At 73.2% G+C, this 24,700-nt stretch carries 23 protein-coding genes and 1 pseudogene; 18 read left to right on the forward strand and 6 right to left on the reverse strand.

The window, feature by feature from the left end; genetic code table 11:
- Window positions 1-57 precede the first annotated feature (57 nt).
- Window positions 58-1,398: an ABC transporter substrate-binding protein gene (locus tag ACFUK0_RS21355; protein ID WP_380252481.1), complete on the reverse strand. Its 1,341-nt coding sequence runs from the start codon at window positions 1,396-1,398 to the stop codon at window positions 58-60.
- 172 nt (window positions 1,399-1,570) lie between these two features.
- Here ACFUK0_RS21355 and ACFUK0_RS21360 point away from each other — a divergent pair, with 172 nt between their 5' ends.
- Both ACFUK0_RS21360 and purU read left to right on the forward strand, forming a co-directional pair.
- A complete protein-coding gene (locus ACFUK0_RS21360; RefSeq protein WP_380252483.1) occupies window positions 1,571-2,086 on the forward strand; it encodes a hypothetical protein in 516 nt (171 codons plus the stop codon).
- A 117-nt stretch (window positions 2,087-2,203) separates the two neighbouring features.
- Window positions 2,204-3,070 carry a formyltetrahydrofolate deformylase gene (gene purU / locus ACFUK0_RS21365; protein WP_380252485.1) on the forward strand — a complete coding sequence of 289 codons (867 nt, stop codon included), beginning with the start codon at window positions 2,204-2,206 and terminating at the stop codon, window positions 3,068-3,070.
- A 34-nt stretch (window positions 3,071-3,104) separates the two neighbouring features.
- Here the strand turns inward: purU and ACFUK0_RS21370 are convergent, their stop codons facing one another.
- Window positions 3,105-4,343: a zf-HC2 domain-containing protein gene (locus tag ACFUK0_RS21370; RefSeq protein ID WP_380252487.1), complete on the reverse strand. Its 1,239-nt coding sequence runs from the start codon at window positions 4,341-4,343 to the stop codon at window positions 3,105-3,107.
- Window positions 4,340-4,945, reverse strand: a complete 606-nt coding sequence (locus tag ACFUK0_RS21375; RefSeq protein WP_380252489.1) for a sigma-70 family RNA polymerase sigma factor — start codon at window positions 4,943-4,945, stop codon at window positions 4,340-4,342. The genes ACFUK0_RS21370 and ACFUK0_RS21375 overlap by 4 nt, the downstream gene beginning before the upstream one ends.
- Window positions 4,946-5,507: 562 nt before the next feature.
- Here ACFUK0_RS21375 and ACFUK0_RS21380 point away from each other — a divergent pair.
- The 6 genes from ACFUK0_RS21380 (at window position 5,508) to ACFUK0_RS21405 (ending at window position 11,531) form a co-directional block, all read left to right on the forward strand.
- Window positions 5,508-6,032 (forward strand): ATP-binding protein, encoded by a 525-nt coding sequence (locus tag ACFUK0_RS21380; RefSeq protein WP_380252491.1) that lies wholly within the window; start codon window positions 5,508-5,510, stop codon window positions 6,030-6,032.
- A gap of 612 nt (window positions 6,033-6,644) precedes the next feature.
- Complete coding sequence (locus tag ACFUK0_RS21385) at window positions 6,645-7,952, forward strand: MFS transporter (RefSeq protein ID WP_380252493.1); 1,308 nt, start codon at window positions 6,645-6,647, stop codon at window positions 7,950-7,952.
- Between the two features lie 148 nt (window positions 7,953-8,100).
- Window positions 8,101-9,453 (forward strand): MFS transporter, encoded by a 1,353-nt coding sequence (locus ACFUK0_RS21390; protein ID WP_380252495.1) that lies wholly within the window; start codon window positions 8,101-8,103, stop codon window positions 9,451-9,453.
- Window positions 9,454-9,497: 44 nt separating this feature from the next.
- A complete protein-coding gene (locus ACFUK0_RS21395; RefSeq protein WP_380252497.1) occupies window positions 9,498-10,025 on the forward strand; it encodes a GNAT family N-acetyltransferase in 528 nt (175 codons plus the stop codon).
- Between the two features lie 105 nt (window positions 10,026-10,130).
- The gene (locus ACFUK0_RS21400) at window positions 10,131-10,478 is read left to right on the forward strand and encodes a DUF4229 domain-containing protein (protein WP_380252499.1); all 348 of its coding nucleotides are present in this window, start codon (window positions 10,131-10,133) and stop codon (window positions 10,476-10,478) included.
- Window positions 10,479-10,559: 81 nt separating this feature from the next.
- Window positions 10,560-11,531, forward strand: coding sequence for a LacI family DNA-binding transcriptional regulator (locus ACFUK0_RS21405; protein ID WP_380252566.1), 972 nt, complete (start codon window positions 10,560-10,562; stop codon window positions 11,529-11,531).
- A gap of 16 nt (window positions 11,532-11,547) precedes the next feature.
- Here ACFUK0_RS21405 and ACFUK0_RS21410 read toward each other — a convergent pair whose 3' ends face one another.
- Window positions 11,548-12,753, reverse strand: a complete 1,206-nt coding sequence (locus tag ACFUK0_RS21410) for an MFS transporter (protein WP_380252501.1) — start codon at window positions 12,751-12,753, stop codon at window positions 11,548-11,550.
- Between the two features lie 382 nt (window positions 12,754-13,135).
- Between ACFUK0_RS21410 and ACFUK0_RS21415 the strand changes: the two genes are divergently transcribed.
- Entirely contained in the window at window positions 13,136-14,479 is a 1,344-nt protein-coding gene (locus tag ACFUK0_RS21415; RefSeq protein WP_380252503.1) for a dicarboxylate/amino acid:cation symporter, read from the forward strand.
- Window positions 14,480-14,555: 76 nt separating this feature from the next.
- On the opposite strand, the gene ACFUK0_RS21420 is transcribed toward ACFUK0_RS21415, so the two are convergent.
- Window positions 14,556-15,245: a hypothetical protein gene (locus ACFUK0_RS21420; protein ID WP_380252505.1), complete on the reverse strand. Its 690-nt coding sequence runs from the start codon at window positions 15,243-15,245 to the stop codon at window positions 14,556-14,558.
- Window positions 15,246-15,514: 269 nt separating this feature from the next.
- On the opposite strand from ACFUK0_RS21420, the gene ACFUK0_RS21425 reads away from it, so the two are divergent.
- Window positions 15,515-15,739 (forward strand): DUF2283 domain-containing protein, encoded by a 225-nt coding sequence (locus ACFUK0_RS21425; RefSeq protein WP_380252507.1) that lies wholly within the window; start codon window positions 15,515-15,517, stop codon window positions 15,737-15,739.
- A gap of 57 nt (window positions 15,740-15,796) precedes the next feature.
- Window positions 15,797-16,051, forward strand: a pseudogene (locus ACFUK0_RS21430) (Uma2 family endonuclease); the annotation flags it as partial.
- Between the two features lie 135 nt (window positions 16,052-16,186).
- On the opposite strand, the gene ACFUK0_RS21435 reads toward ACFUK0_RS21430, so the two are convergent.
- Window positions 16,187-16,390: a cold-shock protein gene (locus ACFUK0_RS21435; protein ID WP_380252509.1), complete on the reverse strand. Its 204-nt coding sequence runs from the start codon at window positions 16,388-16,390 to the stop codon at window positions 16,187-16,189.
- Window positions 16,391-16,785: 395 nt separating this feature from the next.
- Between ACFUK0_RS21435 and ACFUK0_RS21440 the strand changes: the two genes are divergently transcribed.
- From ACFUK0_RS21440 to ACFUK0_RS21470, 7 genes are all read left to right on the forward strand, one after another.
- Entirely contained in the window at window positions 16,786-17,664 is an 879-nt protein-coding gene (locus ACFUK0_RS21440) for a menaquinone biosynthetic enzyme MqnA/MqnD family protein (RefSeq protein ID WP_380252568.1), read from the forward strand.
- Between the two features lie 68 nt (window positions 17,665-17,732).
- Window positions 17,733-19,403 (forward strand): serine/threonine-protein kinase, encoded by a 1,671-nt coding sequence (locus tag ACFUK0_RS21445; protein WP_380252511.1) that lies wholly within the window; start codon window positions 17,733-17,735, stop codon window positions 19,401-19,403.
- A 221-nt stretch (window positions 19,404-19,624) separates the two neighbouring features.
- Window positions 19,625-20,845 carry a cyclic dehypoxanthinyl futalosine synthase gene (gene mqnC / locus ACFUK0_RS21450; protein ID WP_380252513.1) on the forward strand — a complete coding sequence of 407 codons (1,221 nt, stop codon included), beginning with the start codon at window positions 19,625-19,627 and terminating at the stop codon, window positions 20,843-20,845.
- A gap of 35 nt (window positions 20,846-20,880) precedes the next feature.
- Window positions 20,881-21,525 (forward strand): hypothetical protein, encoded by a 645-nt coding sequence (locus ACFUK0_RS21455; protein ID WP_380252515.1) that lies wholly within the window; start codon window positions 20,881-20,883, stop codon window positions 21,523-21,525.
- Between the two features lie 350 nt (window positions 21,526-21,875).
- Complete coding sequence (locus tag ACFUK0_RS21460; RefSeq protein WP_380252517.1) at window positions 21,876-22,430, forward strand: hypothetical protein; 555 nt, start codon at window positions 21,876-21,878, stop codon at window positions 22,428-22,430.
- A gap of 65 nt (window positions 22,431-22,495) precedes the next feature.
- Entirely contained in the window at window positions 22,496-23,290 is a 795-nt protein-coding gene (locus ACFUK0_RS21465; RefSeq protein WP_380252518.1) for a demethylmenaquinone methyltransferase, read from the forward strand.
- 73 nt (window positions 23,291-23,363) lie between these two features.
- Entirely contained in the window at window positions 23,364-24,674 is a 1,311-nt protein-coding gene (locus ACFUK0_RS21470) for a geranylgeranyl reductase family protein (protein WP_380252519.1), read from the forward strand.
- Window positions 24,675-24,700 lie beyond the last annotated feature (26 nt).

The raw sequence follows: 24,700 nt of genomic DNA on the forward strand, positions 1-24,700 counted from the left end.
GGCCCGGGACCATGCGGTCCCGGGCCCGCCCGCTTCGGATTTCCGTCCCGGTGCCGGTCAGGCGGGCTGGCGGCCGCCCGTGAGGACCCAGCGGACGTCCACGAAGCCGGGCTGCTGGAGCGCCAGGCGTCCGTTCTTGATCTGCTGGTACGTCACCCAGGTGTTGACCAGGCGGGGCGACTCGGCGCTGGCCAGCATGTTGGTGGTGCCCCAGGCCAGCGGCGGCGTCAGGCCGGAGCTGTCGATCGGGTCGCCGCTGTCCAGTACCGAGGACAGCGACTTCGCGGTGAGCGGCCGGCCGGCGGAGCCGAGCCGCTCGGCGGCCTGCCGCAGCACCTCGTAGGCGACCCAGGTGGTCTGGACGCCGGAGTCCGCCACGTCGATCTGCTTGCCGTCCGCGGCGTTCGCGTGGACGACGGCGCGCAGGGCGTCCCAGACCGGCGCGGACTCCGGCGGGTACCAGCCGGCCACGTAGGCGCCGGCCAGCGGGCCGTTGTCGCCGCCGGTGGAGTCGACCACCGACTGCTGGACGCTGCCGATGACCGAGGCGAGCCGGGTGTTCTTCGAGCCGAGCCGGCGGAACGAGTCGAGCAGGTTGCCGGTCGGCTCGGCGCCCAGGGCGACGGTGATGCAGTTGGCGGCCTCGTCCTTGCCGATGGCCTTGCGGGCGACGTCGGTGTAGTCCGTCGACTTCTCCGGCGCCTTGACGTCGAGCAGCTTGACCGCGGCCGGTTTCAGCGCGTTGGCGAGGTAGCCGAGCAGGGTGTCCCCGGAGGGCGTGTCGGGGCGGACGAGCGAGACGGTGCGGCAGCCGGAGTCGACCAGCTGCCGGCCGCTGCCCGCGATCAGCGCGGGCATGCCGCCGGCCACCGGGTAGGAGAGCGGGCTGGTGTACTCGGGGCCGGAGAGCCCGTAGCCGCCGAGGTACGGGATGCTGGCCCGCTCCAGGATGCTCATGAAGGCGTCGCCGTACTGGCTGTACGAGCCGACCACGGCGACCACCTTGGCGTCGACCGCCTGCTGGGCGCAGGCGGTCGCGGCGGCCGCGTCGTTGTGCTCGTTGCAGGTCAGCACCCGGACCTTGCGGCCGGCCAGGCCGCCCTTGGAGTTGATGTCGCGGCCGATCGCCTCGGCGAGCGTGGTCATGCCGGGCCGGTCGGTGGAGCCGGTGCCGGACGGCGCCCAGGTCATCACGGTGAGCTCGGCGCCGCCGGTGGAGGCGTCGGCCGGGCCGCCGCAGGCGGAGGCCGCGAACAGGGCGGGGAAGAGCGCGAGTGCGGCGGTGATGCCGGCGGCGGGCCGCCTGGTCCGGCTCCGGCGGCGGGGCCGTACGGCGGCGGAGTGCCGCTGCCCGGCGCTCGACGGGTGGTTCTCGGGCGTAGCTGTCTGCCTGAACATGGCCTTCCCTCCCTGGGCAACCGTGTTGCTCACCTGCCACAGCCAATCCGCCATGCCGCAAGCACAGAGGGCAGGTAGGCGAACGCCCGGCCAACGCGGAAGGAACTCCAGGTGGGATGCGTCGGGGACGCGTGTAGAACGCGAACGGTGGGGGAACGTACGATCTCTCCCCATGTCCGCCAGCACAGAATCTTCGTACCGGTCTGCCCGAAACCCTTCTCGTCCGGGCCACCGCTCCAGCACGATGGGCGGCATGCCGCTCAACGACCTGCCCTGGTGGCGCTGGCGAGCCCGACTCCGCTCGGCGCTGCACATGCTGTCCGACCCCCGCTTCCAGGAGGAGACCTGGCTGGCGGGCCGTGAAGGCTTCGGTGACGTGACCGACGCCGTCTACCGCCTGGTTGAGGACACCTGGCTGGACCGGTGGTCCGCCGAGAAGTACGTCGGCACGATCTTCCGCGACTCGGGGGAGGCCGCGCTGGTGGACGTGGCGGTGCTGCGGGTGGTCCGGATCCTGCACCAGGTCGGCGCCGACGCGCCCGTCTCCGAGTACCTGGCCCACCACGGCTGGCCGGAGGCCCTGCGGGCCTGCCGGGAGGCGCACGTACGGCTCGCGGCGAACGACGGGGACGACCCGGACGCCGCTCCGCGCTCGCTGGACGTGCTGCGCATCATGACCCAGGTCTGAACGGCCCGGCCTGCCCGGAGCGGGTGTTCCGCAGTTCGGGCACCGCCGCGGGCACTGTCCGGAATATGACAACCTTGACCGTCCACGCCGCACGACTTTTCAGGACAGGACTCCATCGTGGAAGAGCAGACCGCCAGCGCCCAGTACGTCCTCACGCTGTCCTGCCCGGACAAGCAGGGGATCGTGCACGCGGTCTCCAGTTACCTGTTCATGACCGGCTGCAACATCATCGACAGCCAGCAGTTCGGCGACGCGGACAGCGGGCTGTTCTTCATGCGGGTGCACTTCTCGGCCGAGGAGCCGGTCACGGTCGACAAGCTGCGGGCCAGCTTCGCCGCCATCGGGGCCTCGTTCCGGATGGACTGGCGCATCCACCCGAGCGCGGAGCGGATGCGGATCGTCCTGATGGTCAGCAAGTTCGGGCACTGCCTGAACGACCTGCTGTTCCGCACCAGCATCGGCGCCCTGCCGGTGGAGATCGCGGCCGTGGTCTCCAACCACACCGACTTCGAGGAGCTCACCGAGTCGTACGGCATCCCCTTCGTCCACATCCCGGTCACCCGGGACACCAAGGCCGAGGCCGAGCAGCAGCTGCTCGACCTGGTGGCGAAGGAGAACGTCGAACTGGTGGTGCTGGCCCGCTACATGCAGGTGCTCTCGGACGACCTGTGCAAGGCCCTCTCGGGACGGGTGATCAACATCCACCACTCGTTCCTGCCGAGCTTCAAGGGCGCCAAGCCGTACCACCAGGCGCACACCCGGGGCGTGAAGCTGATCGGCGCCACCGCGCACTACGTGACGGCGGACCTGGACGAGGGCCCGATCATCGAGCAGGAGGTGGCCCGGGTCACCCACGGCGTGACTCCGGACGAACTGGTCGCGCGCGGGCGGGACGTCGAGTGCCAGGCGCTGGCGCGGGCCGTCAAGTGGCACAGCGAGCACCGGGTGCTGCTGAACGGCACCCGCACCGTCGTCTTCACCTGAGCTGCTCGGCCCGCCCGGGACTGCTCTCCCCGGCTCAGGGCCGGGAGAGCAGCGGCGCGGCCCGCAGCACCTCGCGGATCGCGGCCCGGTCGCCGTGCTCGCCGACCGGCAGCCGGTCCGGGTCGCGGTGCGCGGCGGCGAGCTGGCAGAACTCCAGGCCGTCCAGCACCATCGCGGCCACCGGCTCGGCGCCGCCGTGCGCCGGGCCGCCGTCCAGCGGGATCAGCCACTCGCCGGCCGCCGGGCCGTCGATCACCAGCCTGAGCACCCGCCCCGGCCGCCCGCCGTCCGCGCCCGAGCCTGCGGCCGTACCGCCTGTCGCCGGGGCGCCCGGTTCGGCGCGGCGCAGTGCGGCCAGTGCCTCGGGAAGCATCCGGGCGGCCAGGTCGATCATCATCCGCAGGTGCTGCGGGGCCGGCGGGTTGTAGGGGTAGGCGACGGCGCGGGCCACGTCCTCGGCGTGCACGTAGCACTCGAAGGCGCGGTCCACGAAGGCGTCCCGCAGGGGCAGCGCCGCGAAGCCGTAGTCGACGGGGGTGTTGCCCCGGGGCGACAGCGCGGCCGTCCGGACCAGCGCGTGGGCCTGGCGCCGCCACACGGTGCGGACGGCGTCCGGCGGCTGGCCGTCCTGGGCGGCGGTGAGCCGCTCCGTGCGGTCGACGATGCCGGCCCACGGCGAGGGACCCTGCACCGGTACGCGCGGCGCCGGCCGCCCCGCCTGCACGGGTACCCGCGGCCCGCCGCCCGCACCGCCTCCCGCCGCGGTCGCCGGTGTGCTCCGCCCGGCGGCGGCCGGTACGAGGTCGGGGAGCCCGAGGGCCAGGGCCAGGTAGCCGTCCACCGCCGTCAGGTGGCTGAGCACCTCGGCCGGCCGGCGGTGGTCCGTCCCGCCGTACCAGGGGAGTTCGGCGACCTCCTGCCACTCCTCGGGGCCGAGGTCGCGCAGCAGGGCGTCGAGTTTGGCGGTCTCCGCCCCGTACGGCGCTCCCCAGGCGGGGACGGGCAGTTCGGCCGGCCGGCGGGCCAGGCACCAGTCGAGCACCTGCTGGCGCAGTGCGCCGGCCTGGTCGAGCGGCTCGTCGGCGGAGAGCCAGCCGGCCGCGTCCCGCAGGCGGGTGGCCTCCTCGGCGCACTCGGGACAGATCCGCAGGTGCCGTTCCAGCTCGGCCGCCTCGCGGCGCGGGCAGGCCCCGAGGGCCCAGGCGCCGAGGAGTGAGCGCAGGGCCTCGTGCTGCTGCTCGGTGAGCGTCCGGTGGCCGGCGTCCGGGTTCACGGTGCGCTCCTGTCGGCTGCCGCTCCCGGCGCGGCGGCCGGGCCGGGCAGCCCCGGGCCCTCGGCGAGTTCGGTGGCGAGCAGTTGCAGGCCGAGCCGCATCCGCTGTTTGGCGGCCTGTTCGCTGATGCCGAGCCGGCGGGCGGTCTCCTGGTACGTCCGGCCGTCGTAGTACGTCTCGGCGATGGTCTCGCGCAGCGGGTCGGGGAGGGTGGCGACCACGTACTGCACGTGGGCGGCGGTGGCCGCGGCGCGGATCGCCTCCTCCACGACGGCGGGTTGCGCGGCCCCCGGGGACGTTTCCTCGGGTGTGCCCCGGTCGAGTCGCAGCCGGTCGACCGCCCGGCGGTGGGTCAGTGCTCCCAGCCAGGAGCGCAGCGAGCCCTGGCCGGGGTCGAACGCCTCGGGGTGCGTCCAGAGATGGGCGAAGACCTCGCGGGTGAGCTGCTCGGCGGCGGCCTGGTCCGCGAGGATCCGGCCCGCCAGGCCGTGCACCAGCGGCGAGAGTTGGTCGTACAGCTCGCCGAGGGCGGTCTCCTCGCCCCGGGCCAGGCGTCGTTGCAGCTGGGCGTCCCAGTGCGGGGCTTGCCGGGGGGCGGTCATCGGCGCCACCCTTCCGTCCGGTCCGGCCGGTTGCGTCCGGTCTGTCGCCTCCACGCTATCCCGGCCGGTTTCCGGGCCGGGGGGAAATCGTTTGAATGGGGGAAAGGGAGTTTCCGATGGTCGGATGTATTGATCCGTCAGTGCCACGGGTGGATCACGGGTATGACTCCCGGAGATGTTGTTCGAGGGACTGTGGACATATGTAGGAAGGGTGGTTCCAGAGTGGCGCCCGTGGCGTCCGGGGCCCGGCCCGGTAGTTTCACTACCCTCGTTGAAGCAGGCCGCAGGGCCGTGGGCCGGGGCAGGCCGACCAGCGGTGCGAAGCTCGCCAGAGTGAGCGGGACAGTATGCACTGCCCTGTCCCCCGATCGCTGGAATATGCCTGAAGCGCTTGCTGCGGCCGGTCCGTCGGATCATCCTGAGGCGTATTCGTGCCGCAGCCGATGCGTGACGGACGAGGTTGCGAGACGGTCCGGTTCCAGGCGGACCGCCCGCACCGGTCGGCGAGACGAACCGGCCCGATCGAAACGATGGCCGAACTGCGAATGCGGGTGGTGGAGCGGTGCAGGTACTTCAGGTGCAGTTGGCGGTGCAGGCGGACCCTGCGGAGGTCGGCCGGGCCCGCAGGTGGGTCCGCTCACGGCTGCTGAACCAGGGGGTCGACCCTGACGCGCCGATCGCCGAGACGCTGGTGCTGGTCGTCTCCGAACTGGTCACCAACGCCGTGGTGCACACCGGCTGTCCGGCCGTCCTGAGACTGCTGATGCCGGTCGACGGACCGGAGGGCGAAGGGCCGGCCCGAAGCGCCGACGGTGTCCGCCCGCGCGCGGTGGCGATGGTCGGCCCGCTCCGGGTGGAGGTCGCCGACGCCAGCCAGGTGGCGCCCGCCCCCCGGCACGCGGGCGACGACGAGGATGCGACCAACGGCCGCGGCCTGGAACTCGTGGAACTGCTCTGCGACCGCTGGGGCTGGTACCCGGACGGCTCGGGCAAGCGGGTGTGGTGCGAGATCGACGCCGCCGCGGTGTGCGGTGGCGAGGCCGGCGGCCTGGACGAGTCCCGGGACCGGGTGACGGTGGCGCCCTGAGCACCACCGGCCGGCCGCGTGACCGGCCGGCCGCGCTGCCCGGGCAGGCGTGCTCACCGGGCAGCGGTGCTCACCGGGTGGCCGAAATGCCCCGGGGATCCGGCTTTCCCGCACCCGCTACGGCCGAAACACAGCGCAACCATTCCGAATTTCGGACAACCCATTGACGTGAAGTATCCAACTGATCACTCTTGGGTCCAGCTCTCCGTTGCGAGGGGACGCCGAGGAACCACCGAACGTCACCGCGGTACTGCTGTCCAGGGGGATACCCAGCAGGTGGTCCGCCCGGTGACGGTCGCGCGAAGGGGCCTCGGCGAGTGCGGAGAGCGTGGCGCGGGTCAGGGGCCGTGCGTCGCGGTGGGATGGCGGCCGGTCGTGCCGGGCTCGGGGTGGGCGCAGCCCGCCGCCATCCGAACCGCGAGCCCCTGAAGCCGTGCGCCGCGGGTCGTGGGCTTCGAGGCCGGTTGTCGCGGAGCCCTCGTCCGGTGCAGGCAGTCCGACGGAGGCTGTCCGGCGGGGGCCGTGTACCGGCCCCACCGGGCCCGCGATGCTGCCGGATCGTGATCGGCCGGCTCTGGCCCTGGCCAGTGGTCTACACCAAAACTGGCAACCGTGACCCATGCAGAGCAGGCCCCACCAGCACAGATCCGGCCACCCGAGCCCCCGTCCGACTCCTCGCCCCCGTCCCCGTCCCCGTCCCCGTCCCCGTCCCCGTCCGGACCGGACATCTGGTCCCGCAACTTCCGGCTGTACTTCACCGCCCGCAGCGGCGGACTGCTCGGCGACGCGATGCTCCCGGTCGCGGTCTCCGCCGGCCTGATCGGCTCCGGCCACGGCCTCGACACCGTCGGCTACGCGCTCGCCTGCTGGATGGGCGCCTTCGCGGCCCTGATCCTCTTCGGCGGCGTCCTCGCGGACCGGTTCACCGCCCGCCGGATGATGATCGGCGCGGACCTGGCCAACCTGGTCACCCGCGTCCTGATGGCCGTGCTGTTCTTCCGCGGCATCGACCAGGTCTGGCAGCTGTACGCGCTGCTGCTGGTGGCCGGCGCGGCCGGGGCGATGTTCCAGCCCGGCGCGGCCTCGACCATCCCGCTGGTGGCCCGGGACGTGCAGGGCGCCAACGGTGTGCTGCGGATCTCGGAGGCGCTCACCGCCCTGCTCGGCCCGGCCCTGGCCGGCACCCTGGTCGGGGCGGCCGAGACGGGCTGGGTGATGGTGATCGCCGCCTGCATGTTCGGCCTCAGCGCCGCCACCCTGCTCGCGCTGCGGCTGGGTCCGGTGCCCGCTCCGCCGGCCGGTGACAGCCTCTGGCGCAACCTGGTGGTGGGCTGGCACGAGTTCCGCTCCCGGAGCTGGATGTGGGGCGTCATCCTGATCTGGATGATCTTCAGCGTGCTGGCCTTCGGCCCGCTGACCCCGCTCGCGGCGGGACTGATCGTGCCCGAGCACGGCTCGCAGGTGTTCGGCCTGCTCAACGCCGTCTTCGGGGTGGGGACGGCCTGCGGCGGCCTGCTGGCGATCCGGATCAAGCCACGCCGTCCGCTCGCCGCCGGCGCCCTGGCGATGCTCGCGTTCCCGCTCTACCCGGTGGGTATCGCGGTGGGCCTGCCGGTGCCGCTGCTGGCGGTCGCGCTGCTGGTGGCGGGTGCCGGCTCGACCTTCTGGAGCGTCATGTGGGCGACCAGCGTGCAGACCCAGGTCCCCGGCGAGGTGCTGAACCGGATCCACGCGTACGAGGTGGCCGGATCGGTGTGCATGGCGCCGGTCGGGGCCGCCCTGGCCGGGCCGGCCGCCGAGGCGTTCGGGGCGCGGGCCGTGCTGCTCGCCGGGGGAGCGGTCGGGGTGCTGGTGGTGGCCGCGCTGCTGCTGGCCCGGCCGATCCGCGGGCTGGGCCGGGCGGCCGGGCCGGGCCACTGAACCGCGGGGAGCGCCTGCCGCCTGCCGTCTGCCGTCTGCCGCCTGATGTCGTGGGCGGTGCGAGTGGCGGATGCGGTGGCCAGATCTTGACGAAAGCTGACAGTCAGGCCACTCGTGGGCGGGGCGCCGGTTCGGGAGACTCGACTCCGTGAACGAACCGACCACCGCCGCCACTTCCGTCCCCACCGACTCTCCCGCTCCCGCTCCCGCCCCTGCCTCCGCCCCCGCCCCCGCCGCGCGCGCTTTCCGGCTGCACTACGCCTGGGTGGTCGCGGCGGTCGCGCTGCTCGTCCTGGTCGGCTCCGCCGGGTTCCGTTCCACCCCCGGCCTGATGATGGACGCCCTGAACAGCGAGTTCGGCTGGTCGCACGCGACGATCGCGAGCGCCGTCTCGGTCAACCTCACGCTGTACGGCCTGACGGCGCCGTTCGCCGCCGCCCTGATGGACCGTTTCGGCGTCCGGCTGGTGGTGGTCTGCGCACTGCTCACCATCTCGACCGGCGCGGGCCTGACCGTCCTGATGACGCAGAGCTGGCAGCTGATCCTGTGCTGGGGCGTCCTGGTCGGCCTCGGCAGCGGCTCGATGGCGGGGGCCTTCGCGACCACCGTCTCGGGCCGCTGGTTCAAGGCCCGGCAGGGCCTGGTCACCGGCGTGCTGACGGCCGGCGGCGCCGCGGGCAACCTGGTCTTCATGCCGCTGCTCGCCCGGCTGGTGGAGCAGCACGGCTGGCGTACGGCGGTGGTGGTGGTCTCGCTGGCGTCCACCGTCGTGGCCGTGCCCGTGCTGCTGCTGATGCGCGAGCGCCCCGCCGACCTCGGCCTGTTCCCGTACGGCGCCACCGAGGCGCCGCCCGCCCCGGTGACGGACGGCAGCGCGCTGGCCCGGTCGCTGCGGGTGCTGCGCGACGCCGCCCGGAGCCGGGCGTTCTGGCTGCTGGCGGGCTCGTTCGCGATCTGCGGCGCGACCACCGCCGGCCTGGTCGGCACGCACTTCATCCCGGCCGCGCACGACCACGGCATGCCGGTGACCACGGCGGCGAGCCTGCTCGCCCTGGTCGGCGTCTTCGACGTGGCGGGCACGATCGCCAGCGGCTGGTTCACCGACCGGTTCGACTCGCGGATGCTGCTGGTCGCCTACTACGCGCTGCGCGGGATCTCGCTGCTGTTCCTGCCGCAGCTGTTCGCGGGTTCGCTGAAGCCGCCGATCCTGGCCTTCGTGATCTTCTACGGCCTGGACTGGGTGGCCACCGTCCCGCCGACGGTGGCGCTCTGCCGCCAGCACTTCGGGGCGGACGCGCCGATCGTCTTCGGCTGGGTGCTGGCCGCCCACCAGATCGGTGCGGCGGTGGTGGCCGGGCTGGCCGGCCTGTCCCGCGACACCTTCGGCAACTACGACCTGGCCTGGTACGCGGCGGGCGGGCTGTGCGCGGTGGCGGTGCTGCTCTGCCTGGCCCTGCGGCGGCGCCCCACCGGGACGGCACCGGCGGCGGCCCTGGCGTGACCCGCGGGGCCGGGGGCCGGTGCGGGCTCCTAGGATGAACGATCATGACGCTGAGCTTCACCCTCGACCCCGTACTCACCCCCGACCTGCGTGCGGAGATCATCCAGCTCTGGGCGGACGTCACCAACGCGGGCGGCGCCGTCGGGTTCGTCCCCCCGGTGACCGTCGACGACATCCGGGGCACTGCCGACAAGCAGTACGCCGGGGCCGGGCCGGACGGGCCGGACCGGCTGCTGGTCGCCCGCGAGGCCGGGACCGGCCGGCTGGCCGGGGTGCTGTTCTTCGAGTCCATGCGCTTCGCGCTGATGGAGCACTGGCGGATGCTCAAGCGCGTCATGATCCACCCCGACTTCCAGGGCCGGGGCTACGGCGTCGGCCTGATGGCCGAGGCCGCCCGGATCGGGCGCGCGCAGGGCCTGGAGGGCCTGAAGCTGACGGCCCGCGGCGGGCTCGGCCTGGAGTCCTTCTACCGGCGCTGCGGCTACGTCGAGGTCGGGCGCGTCCCCGGCGCGATCCGGGTCGCCCCGGGCGACGACCGCGACGACATCTCGATGTGGCTCGACCTGCGCTGACCGGGCCCCGGCGGCCCAGGGCGGGCCCGTACCCGGTGCGGTCCGTGCGGCATGCTTCACTGGGATACCGGACCGGACCGAGACCGTGCAGTAAGGATGTCCCTCGTGAGCAGCCAGTCGCCGAGCAGCAAGTCGCACGCCACGCTCCGCTACACCTCCATGCGGGCCACCATCTTCCTCGCCTGCCTGCTGGTCGCCCTGCTGCTGGGGCACTTCGGCGTCATCCCGGTGGCCGGCACGACGGGCTACATCTTCCTGGTCGGGCTGGCGGCCCTGGTCTCCGCGCCGCTCAGCTACGTGCTGCTGAGCAAGCAGCGCGACGAGATGTCCGCGCAGATCGCCGACAGGGTGACCGGCCTGCGCAGCCGCACCGCCGACCGCATCTCCGCCCAGAACGCCGAGGAGGACGCCGCCGACGACGCGATGCGCGCGGCGTCCGCCCCGCAGAACTGACCCCCCGTGCCCCCTGCCGAGACCCCCGCGGGCGGGCGGCCCGCGCCGTCCGGGCCCGTCCGGCGGCCGACCGGGCGGGACGTGGCCAGGGTGGCCGGAGTGTCCCAGGCGACGGTGTCCCTGGTCTTCTCCGACCGGGAGGCCGGCCACCGGGTGTCCGAGGCGACCCGGGAGCGGGTACGGGAGGCCGCCCGGGGCCTCGGCTACCGGCCGCAGGCGGCGGGGCGTCAACTGAGGCTCGGCCGCAGCGGGATGATCCTGCTGGCCGTCCCCAACATCCTCGGCCCGTTCTTCGGCCGGGTGCTGGTCGGCGTCCACGAGGAGGCGGGCAGGCACGGCCTCGCCGTCGTGGTCAGCTCCGGCTGGGGCAGCGCGACCCTCGCCGAGGCCGCCACCACCAGCCGCTTCGACGGCCTGCTGATCTGCTCGCCGGACGACCGCCAGCTCGGCGACCTGCCGGCCGACACCCCGGCCGTCTTCCTGGACGCCGACCCGGCCACCGACCGCACCCGCCCGACCATCGAACTCGACGTCTCCGGCGGCATGCGCGAGGCCGTCGGCCACCTCGCCGCCCTCGGCCACCGGCGGATCGGCCACCTGCGCTCCACCGACTCCGCGTACACCTTCCGGGTCCGCCAGGCCGCCTTCGAGCAGGCCGTCCGCGAGCTGGGCCTGGACGTCACCGAACTCGGCGTCAGCATCAACGAGGGCCGGCCCGCCGCCCGCACCGCCGCGTACGAGCTGCTCAGCCGGCCCGGCCGGCCGCACGCGGTGATCTGCGACGACGACGTGGTGGCCTCCGGCGTCTACCAGGCCGCCGCCGAACTCGGCCTGCGGATCCCGGCGGACGTCTCCGTCGTCGGCATCGACAACATCCCGGTGGCCGGCCTGCTCGCCCCGCCCCTGACCACGGTCGACCTCCCCGGCGAGGCCCTCGGCCGGGTGGGCCTGGCCGCCCTGGCCGGCCTCCTGCAAGGCGAACCGGTCACCCCCACCACCCCGCTCGCCACCACCCTGGTCCACCGCGCCTCGACGGCACCCGCCGGGGCCTGACCGGCGGCCGAAGTGCTCAGCCCACCGGGACGGGCTCGGTGGCTTGCGGGGCCGGGGCCGGGTGGAAGGAGCTGCGGGCGGCGAGGAGCAGGAGGCCGCCGAGGCCGATGCCGGCCACCGCGCAGAGGGCGACGGCGGGCAGTGAGGTGTCGACCAGGGAGCCGGAGACGGCGTAGCCGAGGGCGTTGCCGGTGGCGAAGAGGGTGATCAGCCAGGCGAAGGCCTCGGTGACGGTGCCGGTCGGGGCGAGTTCGGCGATCAGGACGAAGGCGGCGGCCAGCAGCGGGGCGAGGCCGATGCCGGAGAGCAGGGCCAGCGCGCACATGGCGGCCGGGCCGGGGAGCAGCAGCAGCGGCAGGTAGGAGGCGGCCATGCCGAGGGCCATCACCCAGGTGCGGGTGGCGGTGCTGCTGCGCCATTTCACCGCGCCGTAGGCGAGGGCGCCGAGGAGGCCGCCGACGGCGGCGAGGGCGAGCAGGGTGCCGGCGCCGCCGGGGACGCCGTGGTGCTGTTCGGCGTAGGCGATGAAGAGGACGTTCTGCGCGCCGACCGTCCAGCCGGCGCCGGCCAGGCCGATCAGCAGCAGGACGAGGCCGGGGGAGCGGAGCGGGCCGAGCAGGCCGGCGGAGTGCTCGCGGGGCGGGGCCTGCCAGGCGCGGGCGGGTGCGGCGGTGGCGACGACGAGGGTGCCGGCGAGGCCGAGCCCGGCGGCCGTCCAGAGGGCGGTGACGGGGCTGAAGGCGGCGGCGATGCCGGCGACGGCGAGTGGTCCGGCGACGTAGAGGACCTGCTGGGCGGCGGAGTCGAAGGCGTACGCGGTGTCGAGCTGGTCCTCGTCGACGACGGCGGGCCACAGGGCGCGCAGGCAGGGTTCGAGCGGGGGCATCGCGAGTCCGGCGACGGCGGCGCCGACGGGGGCGGCGAGCGCGGAGCCGGGGGCGAGGGCGAGCAGGGCGTAGCCGAACCCGGCGACGGTGGCGGCGGCGAGCAGGACGCGGGGCTGGCCGGTGCGGTCGACGATGCGTCCGAGGACGGGCCCGCCGACGGCGGCGGCGATCGCGTAGGCGGCGGTGGCCAGGCCGATCCGGCTGTAGGGGGCGCCGGCGTCGCGCAGGGCGAGGGCGATGACCAGGGCGGTCATACCGGCGGGGAGGCGCCCGAGCAGGGTGCCGAGCAGGAGTCGGGTGACGTGCGGGGCACGGAGCAGGGCGAGGTAGCCCATGTGGGCGGTCTCCGATGGGCAGGGGGCGGTATGACAGTACTCAAAGTTATACGTATAACCGATGCCGGTCAATCCATTGGTGCAGGTGGGGGTGATGGGGCGTCAGATTTGTTCGTGCCCGCAACTCAAACAAGTACTTTGAACATCTCAAATCTTTACTGCTAACGTGTCGGTCATGAGCACCACAGGCGCACCCCGAATGCAGGGCCAGGGCACGATGCCCCCGGCCGGCATGCGCCTGTGCGGTGCTGCGGACAGCCCGCGCGCCTGTCGCGCCATCAGCTGTATCTAGGCGGCACCCCCGAGGTGTCAGGCCCCGCGCCGTGCCGCCTTCCTCGCCTCCCCCACCGTTCAGCCATTCCTCCCCCGGAGCCGCACAGCCATGTCCGCAGCGCCCGAGGCGACCCCGTCGCCCACCCTGCTCTCCCGCGTTCGGAAGACCCCGTTCTGGGTCCAGATCGTCGCCGGCCTCGTCCTCGGCGTCGTCCTGGGCTTCATCGCCCGGACCGCCGACATCTCCTGGCTCGCCACCACCCTGGAGACCATCGGCAAGACCTTCGTCCAGCTGCTCAAGCTGGCCGTGCCGCCGCTCGTCTTCACCGCGATCGTCGTGTCGGTCGCCAACCTCCGCAACGTCACCAACGCCGCCCGGCTGGCCGGCCGCACGCTGCTCTGGTTCCTCATCACCTCGCTGATCGCCGTCGCGATCGGCCTGGGCCTCGGTCTGCTGACCAACCCCGGTGAGGGCACCCACCTCTCCACCGAGGGCCTCAAGGCGCCGAAGTCCGCCGGCACCTGGGTCGACTTCCTGACCGGGATCATCCCGACCAACATCGTCACCTCCTTCACCGAGGTGAACGTCCTCCAGATCGTCTTCCTGGCGGTCGTGGTCGGCGCCGCGATCATCAAGCTCGGCGAGAAGGCCGCCCCGGTCCTCAAGCTCAACGAGACCGTCCTGGAGCTGACCCAGACCGCCCTGTGGTGGGTCATCCGGCTCTCGCCGCTCGGCACCCTCGGCCTGATCGGCAAGTCCGTCGCCAAGTACGGCTGGGACCTGCTGAAGCCGTTCGCCACCCTGACCGCCGACGTGTACATCGGCTGCGCCCTGGTGCTGTTCGTCGTCTACTCCCTGCTCCTGAAGTTCGTCGGCGGCCTCAACCCGCTCAACTTCTTCAAGGGCGCCTGGCCCGCCATCCAGCTGGCCTTCGTCTCCCGCTCCTCCGTCGGCACCCTGCCGGTCACCCGCCGCGTCACCGAGCGCCTCGGCGTCCCGAGCGACTACGCCAGCTTCGCCGTCCCGTTCGGGGCGACCACGAAGATGGACGGCTGCGCCGCGATCTACCCCTCGCTGGCCGCGATCTTCGTCGCCCAGGTGTACGGGATCGACCTCGGCATCGGTGACTACCTGCTGATCGCCTTCGTCTCGGTCATCGGCTCGGCCGCCACGGCGGGCCTCACCGGCGCCATCGTGATGCTGACCCTGACCCTCTCCACCCTGGGCCTGCCCCTGGAGGGCGTCGGCCTGCTGCTCGCCATCGACCCGATCCTCGACATGATCCGCACCGCCACCAACGTGGCCGGCCAGGCGGTCGTGCCGATCCTGGTCGCGGCCCGCGAGAAGACCCTCGACCTGGTCGCCTACAACAACCCGACCGGCGACCTGTACGACGAGACCCCGGTGAGCATCCCGGCCCAGTCCGCCGAGAAGGTCCCGGCCGCCGCCTGACCCCCGCCGCTCCGCGTCACGAGCCCCCTGCCGGTCGACCGGCAGGGGGCTCCGGCGTGTGCCGGGGCCCGGGGGCTCACAGACGGACGTTGCCTTGCCGGGCCGCTCGCGGGTGCGTGCGCGCGCGGGGGGCGGTCACTGTTTCTCCTGGCTCAGCCATCTCCGGTAGTTCCAGAACTACCGGACAGGAGGAACCCTGTCCGGGGACAGGGAGGGCTCCCGGTCCGTGGGGGGAGGGGCCCCGCTGTCCGGGGAGGGGGAGGTGCGGCCCGGCCTGTCGCCGGCCCTCCCTGTCCGGGGACGCCGGGGGCGGGATATCCGTGGCGGGCCCGTCGAGGCCGGCGAGGTCGGCGAGCAGGGCCTGGCGGGCGCGGTGGGCGCGCTGGCGGTCGCCGGTGCAGGCGGCGGAGAGCAGGAGGGCGATCTCGCAGCGCGGGGCCCCGGACGGCCAGGTGAGGACGTAGGTCGCGGGCGTGGACGTCCACGGGTCGTGGGCGGCGGTGCGGCGGAGGAGTCCGGCGGTCTCGAAGGCGTGGACGACCCTGGTGACGGTCTGCGGGGTGGAGTGGCAGGCGGCCGCGAGTGCGGTCATCGACCGGGTGAACCTGCCGTGCTCGTCGGAGAGCCTGCTGAGCATCTGTCCGACGTACCCGACGACGGAGGTCACGCCCGGGAGCCGGGACGCCGGGTCGAGGAAGAGTTCGGCCAGCCGGAGGCCGAACACGTGCGGCTTCACCCGCTCCGGGGTGGTCCCCTCGGGTGGCACGGGGGTGGGGTGCTCGGTGAGCAAACTGCGGCCTTCCCCGTCAACTCACCGCTATCGGATGTCCCGAGGGCCCCTGGGGGACGTAGACTCGGGAGATCGGAGCAGTCAGCAATGACCTTCGGTGTAGGCCGTCCGGGGGATATCGGCCAAGATAAAAGACCCGGACGGTCGTGGTGATCTGGTCCCCCCGAGCATACGCCCGGGGGGATCAACCATTTCACTTTCCGTGCATGATGACTGACTGATAGTCATGGAAACGGAGCCCCTGCATGCGCGTCACCTTCGACGCCGAGAACGACCTGGCGTACGTGTGCCTCGTCGATTCGATCGGCCCCGGCGAGGCGGTGCGGCAGGTCACCACCGACGACGGCGGCGCGGTGCTCGACTACGACTCCCACGGGCGGCTGCTCGGGATCGAACTGTTCGGAGCCCGCCGCCGGTTGCACCCCGACCTGCGCGAGCTCGCCGAGCGGCCTGAGGACGGCGCGCGGTAGTGCGCCCGGCCCGGGTGACGCGACGTCGGGGCCCGCTCCCCGCTCCGCTCCTGCTCGCCCGACCGGACGCTGCTCATCGTCGAGGTGACCTCCGAGTCGAACGGTGACACCGACCGCGTGGTCAGGCGCCGCCGCTACGCGGAGTACGGAGCACCGCTGTACCTGGTGGTGGACCGTCAGGGTCGCACCTGCACGCTGTTCTCCGAGCCGGGGTCGCTGGCTTACACGAAGGCCGAGGGCCCCTATCCGTTCGGTACGGCGGTGCACCTGCCGGAGCCCTTCGGTGTGGCACTGGACACCGGGAACTTCTGAGCAGAGGCAGGGGGCCCGCCGCGTCCAGGACGTGGCGAGCCCCCTTGGGTGCTGCTCTTGTGCTCATGGTGGCGGCAGTAAAGGCCACCGGTGGACCCAACGGGGGTCCCGAGCGATCAGATCATCAGAGGATGGTCAGATTGCGGTGACGTTCTCCGCCTGCGGGCCCTTCGGGCCCTGGGTGACGTCGAAGCTGACCGGCTGGTTCTCCTCCAGCGAGCGGAAACCGTTCGCGTTGATGGCGGAGTAGTGGACGAAGACGTCGGGGCCGCCGCCCTCCTGGGCGATGAAGCCGAAGCCCTTCTCAGCGTTGAACCACTTGACGGTTCCCTGAGCCATGCCGTTCTCCTTGCGAGGGACGTATAAGCGCCACACTGCGTGGCGCCCGGGTCCGCTGCGCTGATCGCCCCGCCTCCGGAGTGGGTCCGGAGTTTTTCGATATTGCTGAAAAACTACAAAAAGCCTGCGGTTACATGCTCCGCAGGCTTCAAGTACTGCAAGGGGAATCAAACTGCAACTGAGGGCAACGCTAGCACGCAGTCGCGGTCGCGACCAGGGGTGACTTACACCCCGGACGGGGTGTGTCGGGGCATGTGAACGGGGTGTGTCGGCGGGTGTCGTGAACCGCCGGAGCCCGGGCGCCGGGGGCGTGTCGGGCGGTCGGTGACGGCTCCCCGGAGCAGCGGGCATACCCTGCGGAGAGAGTACGAACAACAGAGGAGCCCGCAGTGGCAGTGCAGGACGGTAGTGCCCCGGCGACGCCGGTCAGGCCCCGGGTCGGACACATTCAGTTCCTGAACTGCGTGCCCCTCTACTGGGGCCTCGCCAGGACGGGCGCCCTGCTCGACCTCGACCTCACCAAGGACACCCCGGAGAAGCTCAGCGACCGGCTGGTGGACGGTTCGCTCGACATCGGCCCGATCACCTGCGTCGAGTACCTGCGGCACGCGGACGAGCTGGTCGTCCTCCCCGACATCGCGGTGGGCAGCGACGGGCCGGTGATGTCCTGCGTGATCGTGAGCAAGCTCCCGCTCTCCGAGCTGGACGGCCGCCGGGTCGCGCTCGGCTCCACCAGCCGCACCTCGGTCCGGCTCGCCCAGCTGCTGCTGGAGGAGCGCGAGGGCGTCCGGCCGGAGTACTTCAGCTGCCCGCCCGACCTGGACGCGATGCTCGCGCAGGCCGACGCTGCCGTACTGATCGGCGACCCGGCGCTGCGGGCCACGCTGGAGCAGGCCCCCTCCCGGGAGCTGGCGGTGCACGACCTCGGCGAGATGTGGAAGGACTGGACGGGCCTGCCCTTCGTCTTCGCCGTCTGGGCGGCCCGCCGCGAGTTCGTCGAGCGCCGGCCGGAGGCGGTCGCGGCCGTGCACCGGGCGTTCCTGGAGTCCCGCGACCTCTCGATCGCCTCGGCCGCCCAGGTCGCCGAGCAGGCCGCCCGCTGGGAGGCCTTCGACGCGGCGGTGCTGGAGAAGTACTTCAGCGAGGCCCTGGACTTCTCGCTCGGTGAGCGCCAGCTCGCGGGCATCGCCGAGTTCGCCCGCCGGGTCGGCCACGACAGCGGCTTCGCCCCGGACGTCGCCGTCCGGCTGCTGGAGCCCGTGGCGACGGGCTGAGACGCCCGCCCGCCGCTTCCCACCGGTAGCGTCGTGCCGCACAGGCGTCGGCGAGGGGAGCGCGGGGGATGGAACCACTGGGGTCCGACGATCCGGTACGGATCGGCGAGTACCGGCTGCTGCGGCGGCTCGGCGCCGGCGGCATGGGACGGGTCTACCTCGGGCGGACGGCCGGCGGCCGGACCGTCGCCGTCAAGGTGGTGCGCGGCGAGCTGGCGGAGGACCCGGAGTTCCGCGCCCGGTTCCGCCAGGAGGTCGAGGCGGCCCGGCTCGTCGGCGGTGACTGGACGGCGCCCGTGCTGGACGCCGACACCGAGAGCGCCCACCCCTGGGTCGCCACCGGCTACGTCGCGGGCCCGGCGCTCACCGCCGCCGTCCGGGACTTCGGCCCGCTGCCCGGGGCCGCCGTCCGCGCGATGGGCGCGGGCCTGGCCGGGGCGCTCGCGCACGTGCACGGCCTGGGGCTGGTGCACCGGGACGTCAAACCGTCGAACGTCCTGCTCACCCTGGACGGCCCGCGCCTGATCGACTTCGGCATCGCCCGGGCGCTGGACGCCGCGACCGCCCTGACCCGGTCCGGCTACGTGGTCGGCTCGCCCGGCTACATGTCGCCCGAGCAGGCGCAGGGCGTGACGGCCGGGCCGGCCAGCGACGTCTTCTCGCTCGGCGCGGTGCTCGCGTACGCGGCCACCGGCACGGCGCCCTTCGGCGACGGCGTGAGTGCGGCCGTCCTGCTCTACCGGGTGCTGCACGAGGAGCCGGACCTCTCCGGGCTCGACGGCGGCCTGCTCGCGGTCGTCCGCGACTGCCTGGCCAAGGACCCGGCCGCCCGGCCGCGCCCGGACGCGCTGCGCGGGCGGCTGCTCGCCGACGACGGCGCCGGCACCGTACGGCTGGGACAGGGCGGCTGGCTGCCGCCCGCGCTGGCGGCGGCCGTCGGGCGCAGCGCCGTGGAGCTGCTGGGCCTGGACCACGTACCGGCCCCCGAACGGCCGGCCCCGGTCGTGGTCTCGGACTACGTACCGACCTGGGCGCAGCCTGCCGCCCCCGCAGCTCCGGCCGCTGCGATGCCGTCGTCGCCGCCCGGGCCGCCGCCCGTCGCGCGGCGCCCGCGCAGCGTGGCGCTCACGGTGGCGCTCGTGCTGCTGGGTGTGTCGGCGGCCTCGCTCGTCGGCCTGAAGCTCTACCAGGCGCAGGCCGGCGGGGCGCCGACCGACGACCGCAGCACCTCTTCCAGCACCGTCTCGTTCACCGCCTCCGCCACCAGGTCCACGTCCACGTCCACGTCCACGTCGACGTCGTCGACGACGGTCGTGGCGCCGCCGCCCACGACGGGAGCGCCGAGCAGCGGGGCGGGCGGCCCGGCCGGGCCGAGCGTCGTGCCGGCGGCCTTCGTCGGGGCCTGGCGCGGCGACATGACGTCCACCCACACCGGCCTGCCGGCCGGCACCACCACCGTCACCGTCCGGGCCGCCGCGCTCGGGGCGGAGACCACCACCAGCGTCAACGGCCTCGACGGCCTGATCACGGTCAGCTGCGAGGGGGCCTGGACGCTCACCTCGGCCTCCGACAAGGAGCTCGTCTTCACCTCGCGCCTCGTCCGCTCCAACCCGCCGGGGCTCTGCACCGGCGGCTCGTCGAAGGAGACGCTCACGCTCCAGGCGGACGGCAGCATCCGGTTCACCTCGCTCGACCCGGGCGCCGGGAGCCCCAGCGGCGTCCTGCGGAAGGTGGGCTGAGACCGGCCCGGCGGGCTTCCCGGCCGGTTCCCGTCCTGAGCCCGTCCTGTTCCCGGTGCGCTCCCGGCGCGAGCGGATCGGGGACGAAGCGGGGACGAAGCGGGGCGACGCGGGCGCGCCGAAGCGCTGGCGTAGGCTGTTTCTGCCGCGTGGCCCCGACCCCGAGAGCCGCGCCGGGCAGCGTTCCACCGCAGTTCCACCGAGAGAGAGAAGGCCGCCAGGTGTCCGAGCTCGCAGCGATCCTCGATGCGCCCAGCACCGACCTGCAGGCCGTCCTCGACCGGGCGGCCGCCGGCGGCAGGATCAGCCCCGAGGAGGCCCTGGAGCTGTACCGCTCCGCTCCGCTGCACGCGCTCGGTTCGGCCGCCGACGCCGTCCGCCGCCGCCGCTACGCGGGTACCGAGCACATCGCGACGTACATCATCGAGCGGAACATCAACTACACCAACGTCTGTGTGACGGCCTGCAAGTTCTGCGCGTTCTACGTGGCGCCGAAGAGCGACAAGGGCTGGTCCCGCGACCTCGACGAGATCCTGCGCCGCTGCGCGGAGACGGTCGAGCTGGGCGGCACCCAGATCATGTTCCAGGGCGGCCACCACCCGGACTACGGCGTCGAGTACTACGAGCGCGCGTTCTCCGCGATCAAGGCGGACTTCCCGCAGCTGGTGATCCACTCGCTCGGTGCCTCCGAGGTCGAGCACATGGCCCGGCTCTCGAAGGTCTCCGTGGAGGAGGCCATCACCCGCATCCACAAGGCCGGCCTGGACTCCTTCGCCGGCGCCGGCGCCGAGCTGCTGCCCGAGCGGCCGCGCAAGGCGATCGCCCCGCTCAAGGAGTCGGGCGAGCGCTGGCTGGAGATCATGGAGACCTCGCACGGCCTGGGCGTCGAGTCGACCTCCACCATGCTGATGGGCACCGGCGAGACCAACGCCGAGCGGATCGAGCACCTGCGCATGATCCGCGACGTTCAGGACCGTACGGGCGGCTTCCGCGCCTTCATCCCGTACACCTACCAGCCGCAGAACAACCACCTCAAGGGCTCCACCCAGGCGACCGTCTTCGAGTACCTGCGGATCATCGCCATCGCCCGGCTCTTCCTCGACAACGTCGCCCACATCCAGGGTTCCTGGCTGACCACCGGGAAGGAGGCCGGCCAGCTGTCGCTGCACTACGGCGCCGACGACCTGGGCTCGGTCATGCTGGAGGAGAACGTCGTCTCGGCGGCCGGTGCCAAGCACCGCTCCAACCTCACCGAGCTGATCCACCTGATCCGGGCCGCCGACCGCACCCCGGCGCAGCGCTCCACCACCTACGAGCACCTGCGGGTGCTGGACGACCCGGCGAACGACCCGGTCGACCCGCGCGTCGCCTCGCACATCGCGTCCACCGCGATCGAGGGCGGCACCGCGCACCCCGAGCTGAAGATCCTCTCCACCAACTAGAGCGACCGGAGCCGCGAGCCGACGGGCACCGACCGATGCTGACCCTGCACCGGGCCGCCGTGCTGCTGCCCGCCCCCGCCGATCCCACCGCGCCGTCGATCACCGACGGTGCGGTGGTGGTGCAGGGCGACCGGATCGCCGGGCTCGGGCCGTACGGGGAGCTGGCGGCGGCGTTCCCCGGCGCCCGGACCAGGGAGTGGGACGGGCTGCTGACGCCCGGTCTGCTCAACCGGCACGGCCACTGGCTGCTGGAGTGCGCCTACCACCCAGACCCGCGCGAGGAGATCGGCGCCGAGCCGCTGCACGGCCCGGCGCTGGACGCCCTGGGCCCCGGTCCGGACGAGGCACGCTGGGGCGGCAGCGCCCGGCGCGGTCTCCAGCGGATGCTCGCCCAGGGTGTGACCGCCGTGGCCGGCCCGTTCGAGCGCCCGTCGGTCCGGACGGCGGTGGTCCGCTCCGGCCTGCTCGCCGTCCCCGGCGACGGCTCCCCGGGCCCGCTCGACCCGCTGGCCGGCGGGTCCCTCGCCCGGGCCGCCCACGGCGCCCTGACGGTCGGCGGCCGGGCCGACTTCGCGGTCTTCGCCGTCACCGTCACCGACATCGCCGACGGCAGCTCCGGAGCGCCCGGCGACTGCCTCGCCACCGCCCTGGCCGGCCGGCTGCTGTACCGCCGCCGCTGAGCGGGGCACCCTGCGGGACCGGCAGTGCACGGCCCGCCCCGAATGCACACAAGAACCCTGCGCGAACCTCCGAGAACCTCCGCATCCGGGGCCGGATCGCAGGACGTGTCCGAACTACCCTGGCAGTGAATCTCCCTGATTGCCCCTTCGCCGTGACCTGAGGGCCCGCCAGCGGATACGATCCCGGACAGCTCAACCCGTACGCTCCGTACCCTCACCACTTCGCCCGCCCGCGGGCGGCAGGGGCCCGTCCCAGGCCCCGTCAGCAAGCCAGGACAGGAACCATGCGATCCGCGACCGTCCCTCCGCCGCGATCCCCGCGGTTGGGCCGTGGTTGGTACCTCGCCGCCGTGCTCAGCGCTGTGCTGGCCGTCGGCATGTGCCTGCTCGGCTGGCGCCAGGCCGAACAGGCCGACCGGATCGGAGCGCACCCCGTCCAGGTCCAGGGCACCGTCACCCAGCTCTCCACCGGCAGCGGCTCCTACAGCTCCGTCACGTACCGCGTCGACGGCCAGCAGCACACCGCCGCCGCCCTGCCGCTCGCGGACAGCGCCCAGGTCGGCGAATCGGTCTGCCTGGAGCACGCCGCCGACGAACCCTCCGCCGTCCGCCTCTGCGGCGACGTCTACCCGCAGCCCGCCGGCATCGGGCTGGCCCGCACCAGCGTGCCCATCGCGGTGGTGCTCTTCCTGCTCTGCGTGCTGCGCATCGTCCGCCACCGCCGGGCCCAGGCGGCCGAGGCCGACCGGGCGGCGCAGGAGGAGCGGGAGGCCCGGACCGGCCGCGGCAAGGTCCGGACCACCGTCGTGTTCGCGACCGAGGCGCTCGCCGACGGCATGCCCGCGATAACGAGCGGCAAGCGCTCCCGGCGCCGCCGCAAGGGCGGCCGGCGGGCCCTGCACTGAACCGGCGCGCCGCCGCACGGTGCCCCGTGGACCGGCCTGTCCGTAGGAGGGTGAAGAATGGGTCCGTGACCCGAGCCTCCCTGGACAAGCAGCCGCACGAAGTCGCCGCCATGTTCGACGACGTCGCGGCCAAGTACGACCGTACGAACGACGTGCTCTCCCTCGGCCAGGCCCGCGCCTGGCGGCGCGCGGTGGCCGAGGCGGTCGACGCCCGGCCCGGCGAACTCGTCCTCGACCTCGGGGCCGGCACCGGCACCTCCTCCCTGCCGTTCCAGGAGGCCGGGGCCCGGGTCGTCCCCTGCGACTTCTCCGTGGGCATGCTGGGCGAGGGCAAGCGCCGCCACCCCGAGCTGGCGCTCACCGCCGGCGACGCGACCCGGCTGCCGTTCGCGGACGACTCCTTCGACGCGGTGACGATCTCCTTCGCGCTGCGCAACGTGCACGACACCGTCGCCGCACTGCGCGAGATGCAGCGGGTCGCCAAGCCCGGCGGCAAGATCGTCATCTGCGAGTTCTCCACCCCGACCTGGACGCCCTTCCGGACGGTCTACACCGAGTACCTGATGCGCGCCCTCCCGCCGGTCGCCACCGCCGTCAGCAGCAACCCGGACGCGTACGTCTACCTCGCCGAGTCCATCCGCGCCTGGCCCGACCAGCCGGGCCTGGCCGCCCTGCTCCAGGAGGCCGGCTGGTCCAAGGTCGCCTGGCGCAACCTCACCGGCGGCATCGTCGCCCTGCACCGCGCGTTCAAGGACCTGCCGGCCGCACCGGCCGTACCGGCCGTGCCCGGGGCACCGGCCGCGCCGGAGGCACCTGACGCACCGGCCGCTCCCGACGCTGCCGTGGCTCCGGAGAGCTGAGCCGCACAGCTCGTAGACTCGTCCGCACCCGAAGACCAGACCAGCCGACCCGTAGTGCAGGAGTGTGCCCACCGTGTCCGAGACCGCAGTTGACCTGAGCGCCATCGGCGAGAGCGTGGAGAGCACGGCTGACGTCATCGTGGTCGGCGCCGGCCCGGCAGGCTCCACCACCGCCTACTACCTCGCCCAGGCGGGGCTCGACGTCCTGCTGCTGGAGAAGACCGAGTTCCCGCGCGAGAAGGTCTGCGGGGACGGCCTCACCCCCCGCGCCACCAAGCAGCTCGTCGACATGGGCATCGACGTCTCCACCGACAACGGCTGGCTGCACAACAGGGGCCTGCGGATCATCGGCGGCGGCGTCCGGCTGGAGCTGGACTGGCCCGAGCTGTCCGCCTTCCCCGACTACGGACTCGTCCGCAAGCGCGCCGACTTCGACGAACTGCTGGCCCGTCAGGCCCAGAAGGCCGGCGCCCGGCTGTACGAGCGCTGCAACGTCAGCGGCCCCGTCCTGGACGACCGCACCGGCCGGATCGTCGGCGTCACCGCCAAGCTCGGCGAGGAGAAGCGGGCCGTCACCTTCCGCGCCCCGCTCGTCGTCGCCGCCGACGGCAACTCCACCCGGCTCTCCCTCGCGATGGGCCTGCACCGCCGCGAGGACCGCCCGATGGGCGTCGCCTACCGGACGTACTTCACCTCGCCGCGCTCCGACGACGACTACCTGGAGTCCTGGCTCGAACTCTGGGACACCCGCAACGGCGGCAAGCAGCAACTCCCCGGCTACGGCTGGGTCTTCGGCATGGGCGACGGCACCTCCAACGTCGGCCTCGGCATCCTCAACTCCTCCCCGGCCTTCGGTGAGCTCGACTGGCGCGAGGTCCTCAAGGCCTGGTGCGCCGGCATGCCCGAGGAGTGGGGCTACACCCCCGAGAACATGACCGACCCGATCCGCGGCGCCGCCCTCCCGATGGCCTTCAACCGCCAGCCGCACTACACCCGCGGCCTGCTGCTGGTCGGCGACGCCGGCGGCATGGTCAACCCGTTCAACGGCGAGGGAATCGCCTACGCGATGGAGTCCGGCCAGCTCGCGGCCGGCGTCATCGTCCAGGCCAACGCCCGGATCACCGACGCCGGTCGCGAACGCGCCCTGGAGGGCTACCCGCGCGTCCTCAAGGACGTCTACGGCGGCTACTACACACTCGGCCGCGCCTTCGTGAAGCTGATCGGCAACCCCAAGGTCATGCAGCTCGCCACCCAGCGCGGCCTGACCCACCCGATGCTGATGAAGTTCACCCTCAAGATGCTCGCCAACCTGACGGACCCCCAGGGCGGCGACGCCATGGACCGCATCATCAACGGCCTCACCAAGGTGGCCCCGAACGCCTGACCACGGGACGCCTTGACGAGTCCGCG

Origin of the sequence: Kitasatospora sp. NPDC057223 (assembly GCF_042669755.1) — a bacterium.
Lineage (GTDB): Bacteria > Actinomycetota > Actinomycetes > Streptomycetales > Streptomycetaceae > Kitasatospora.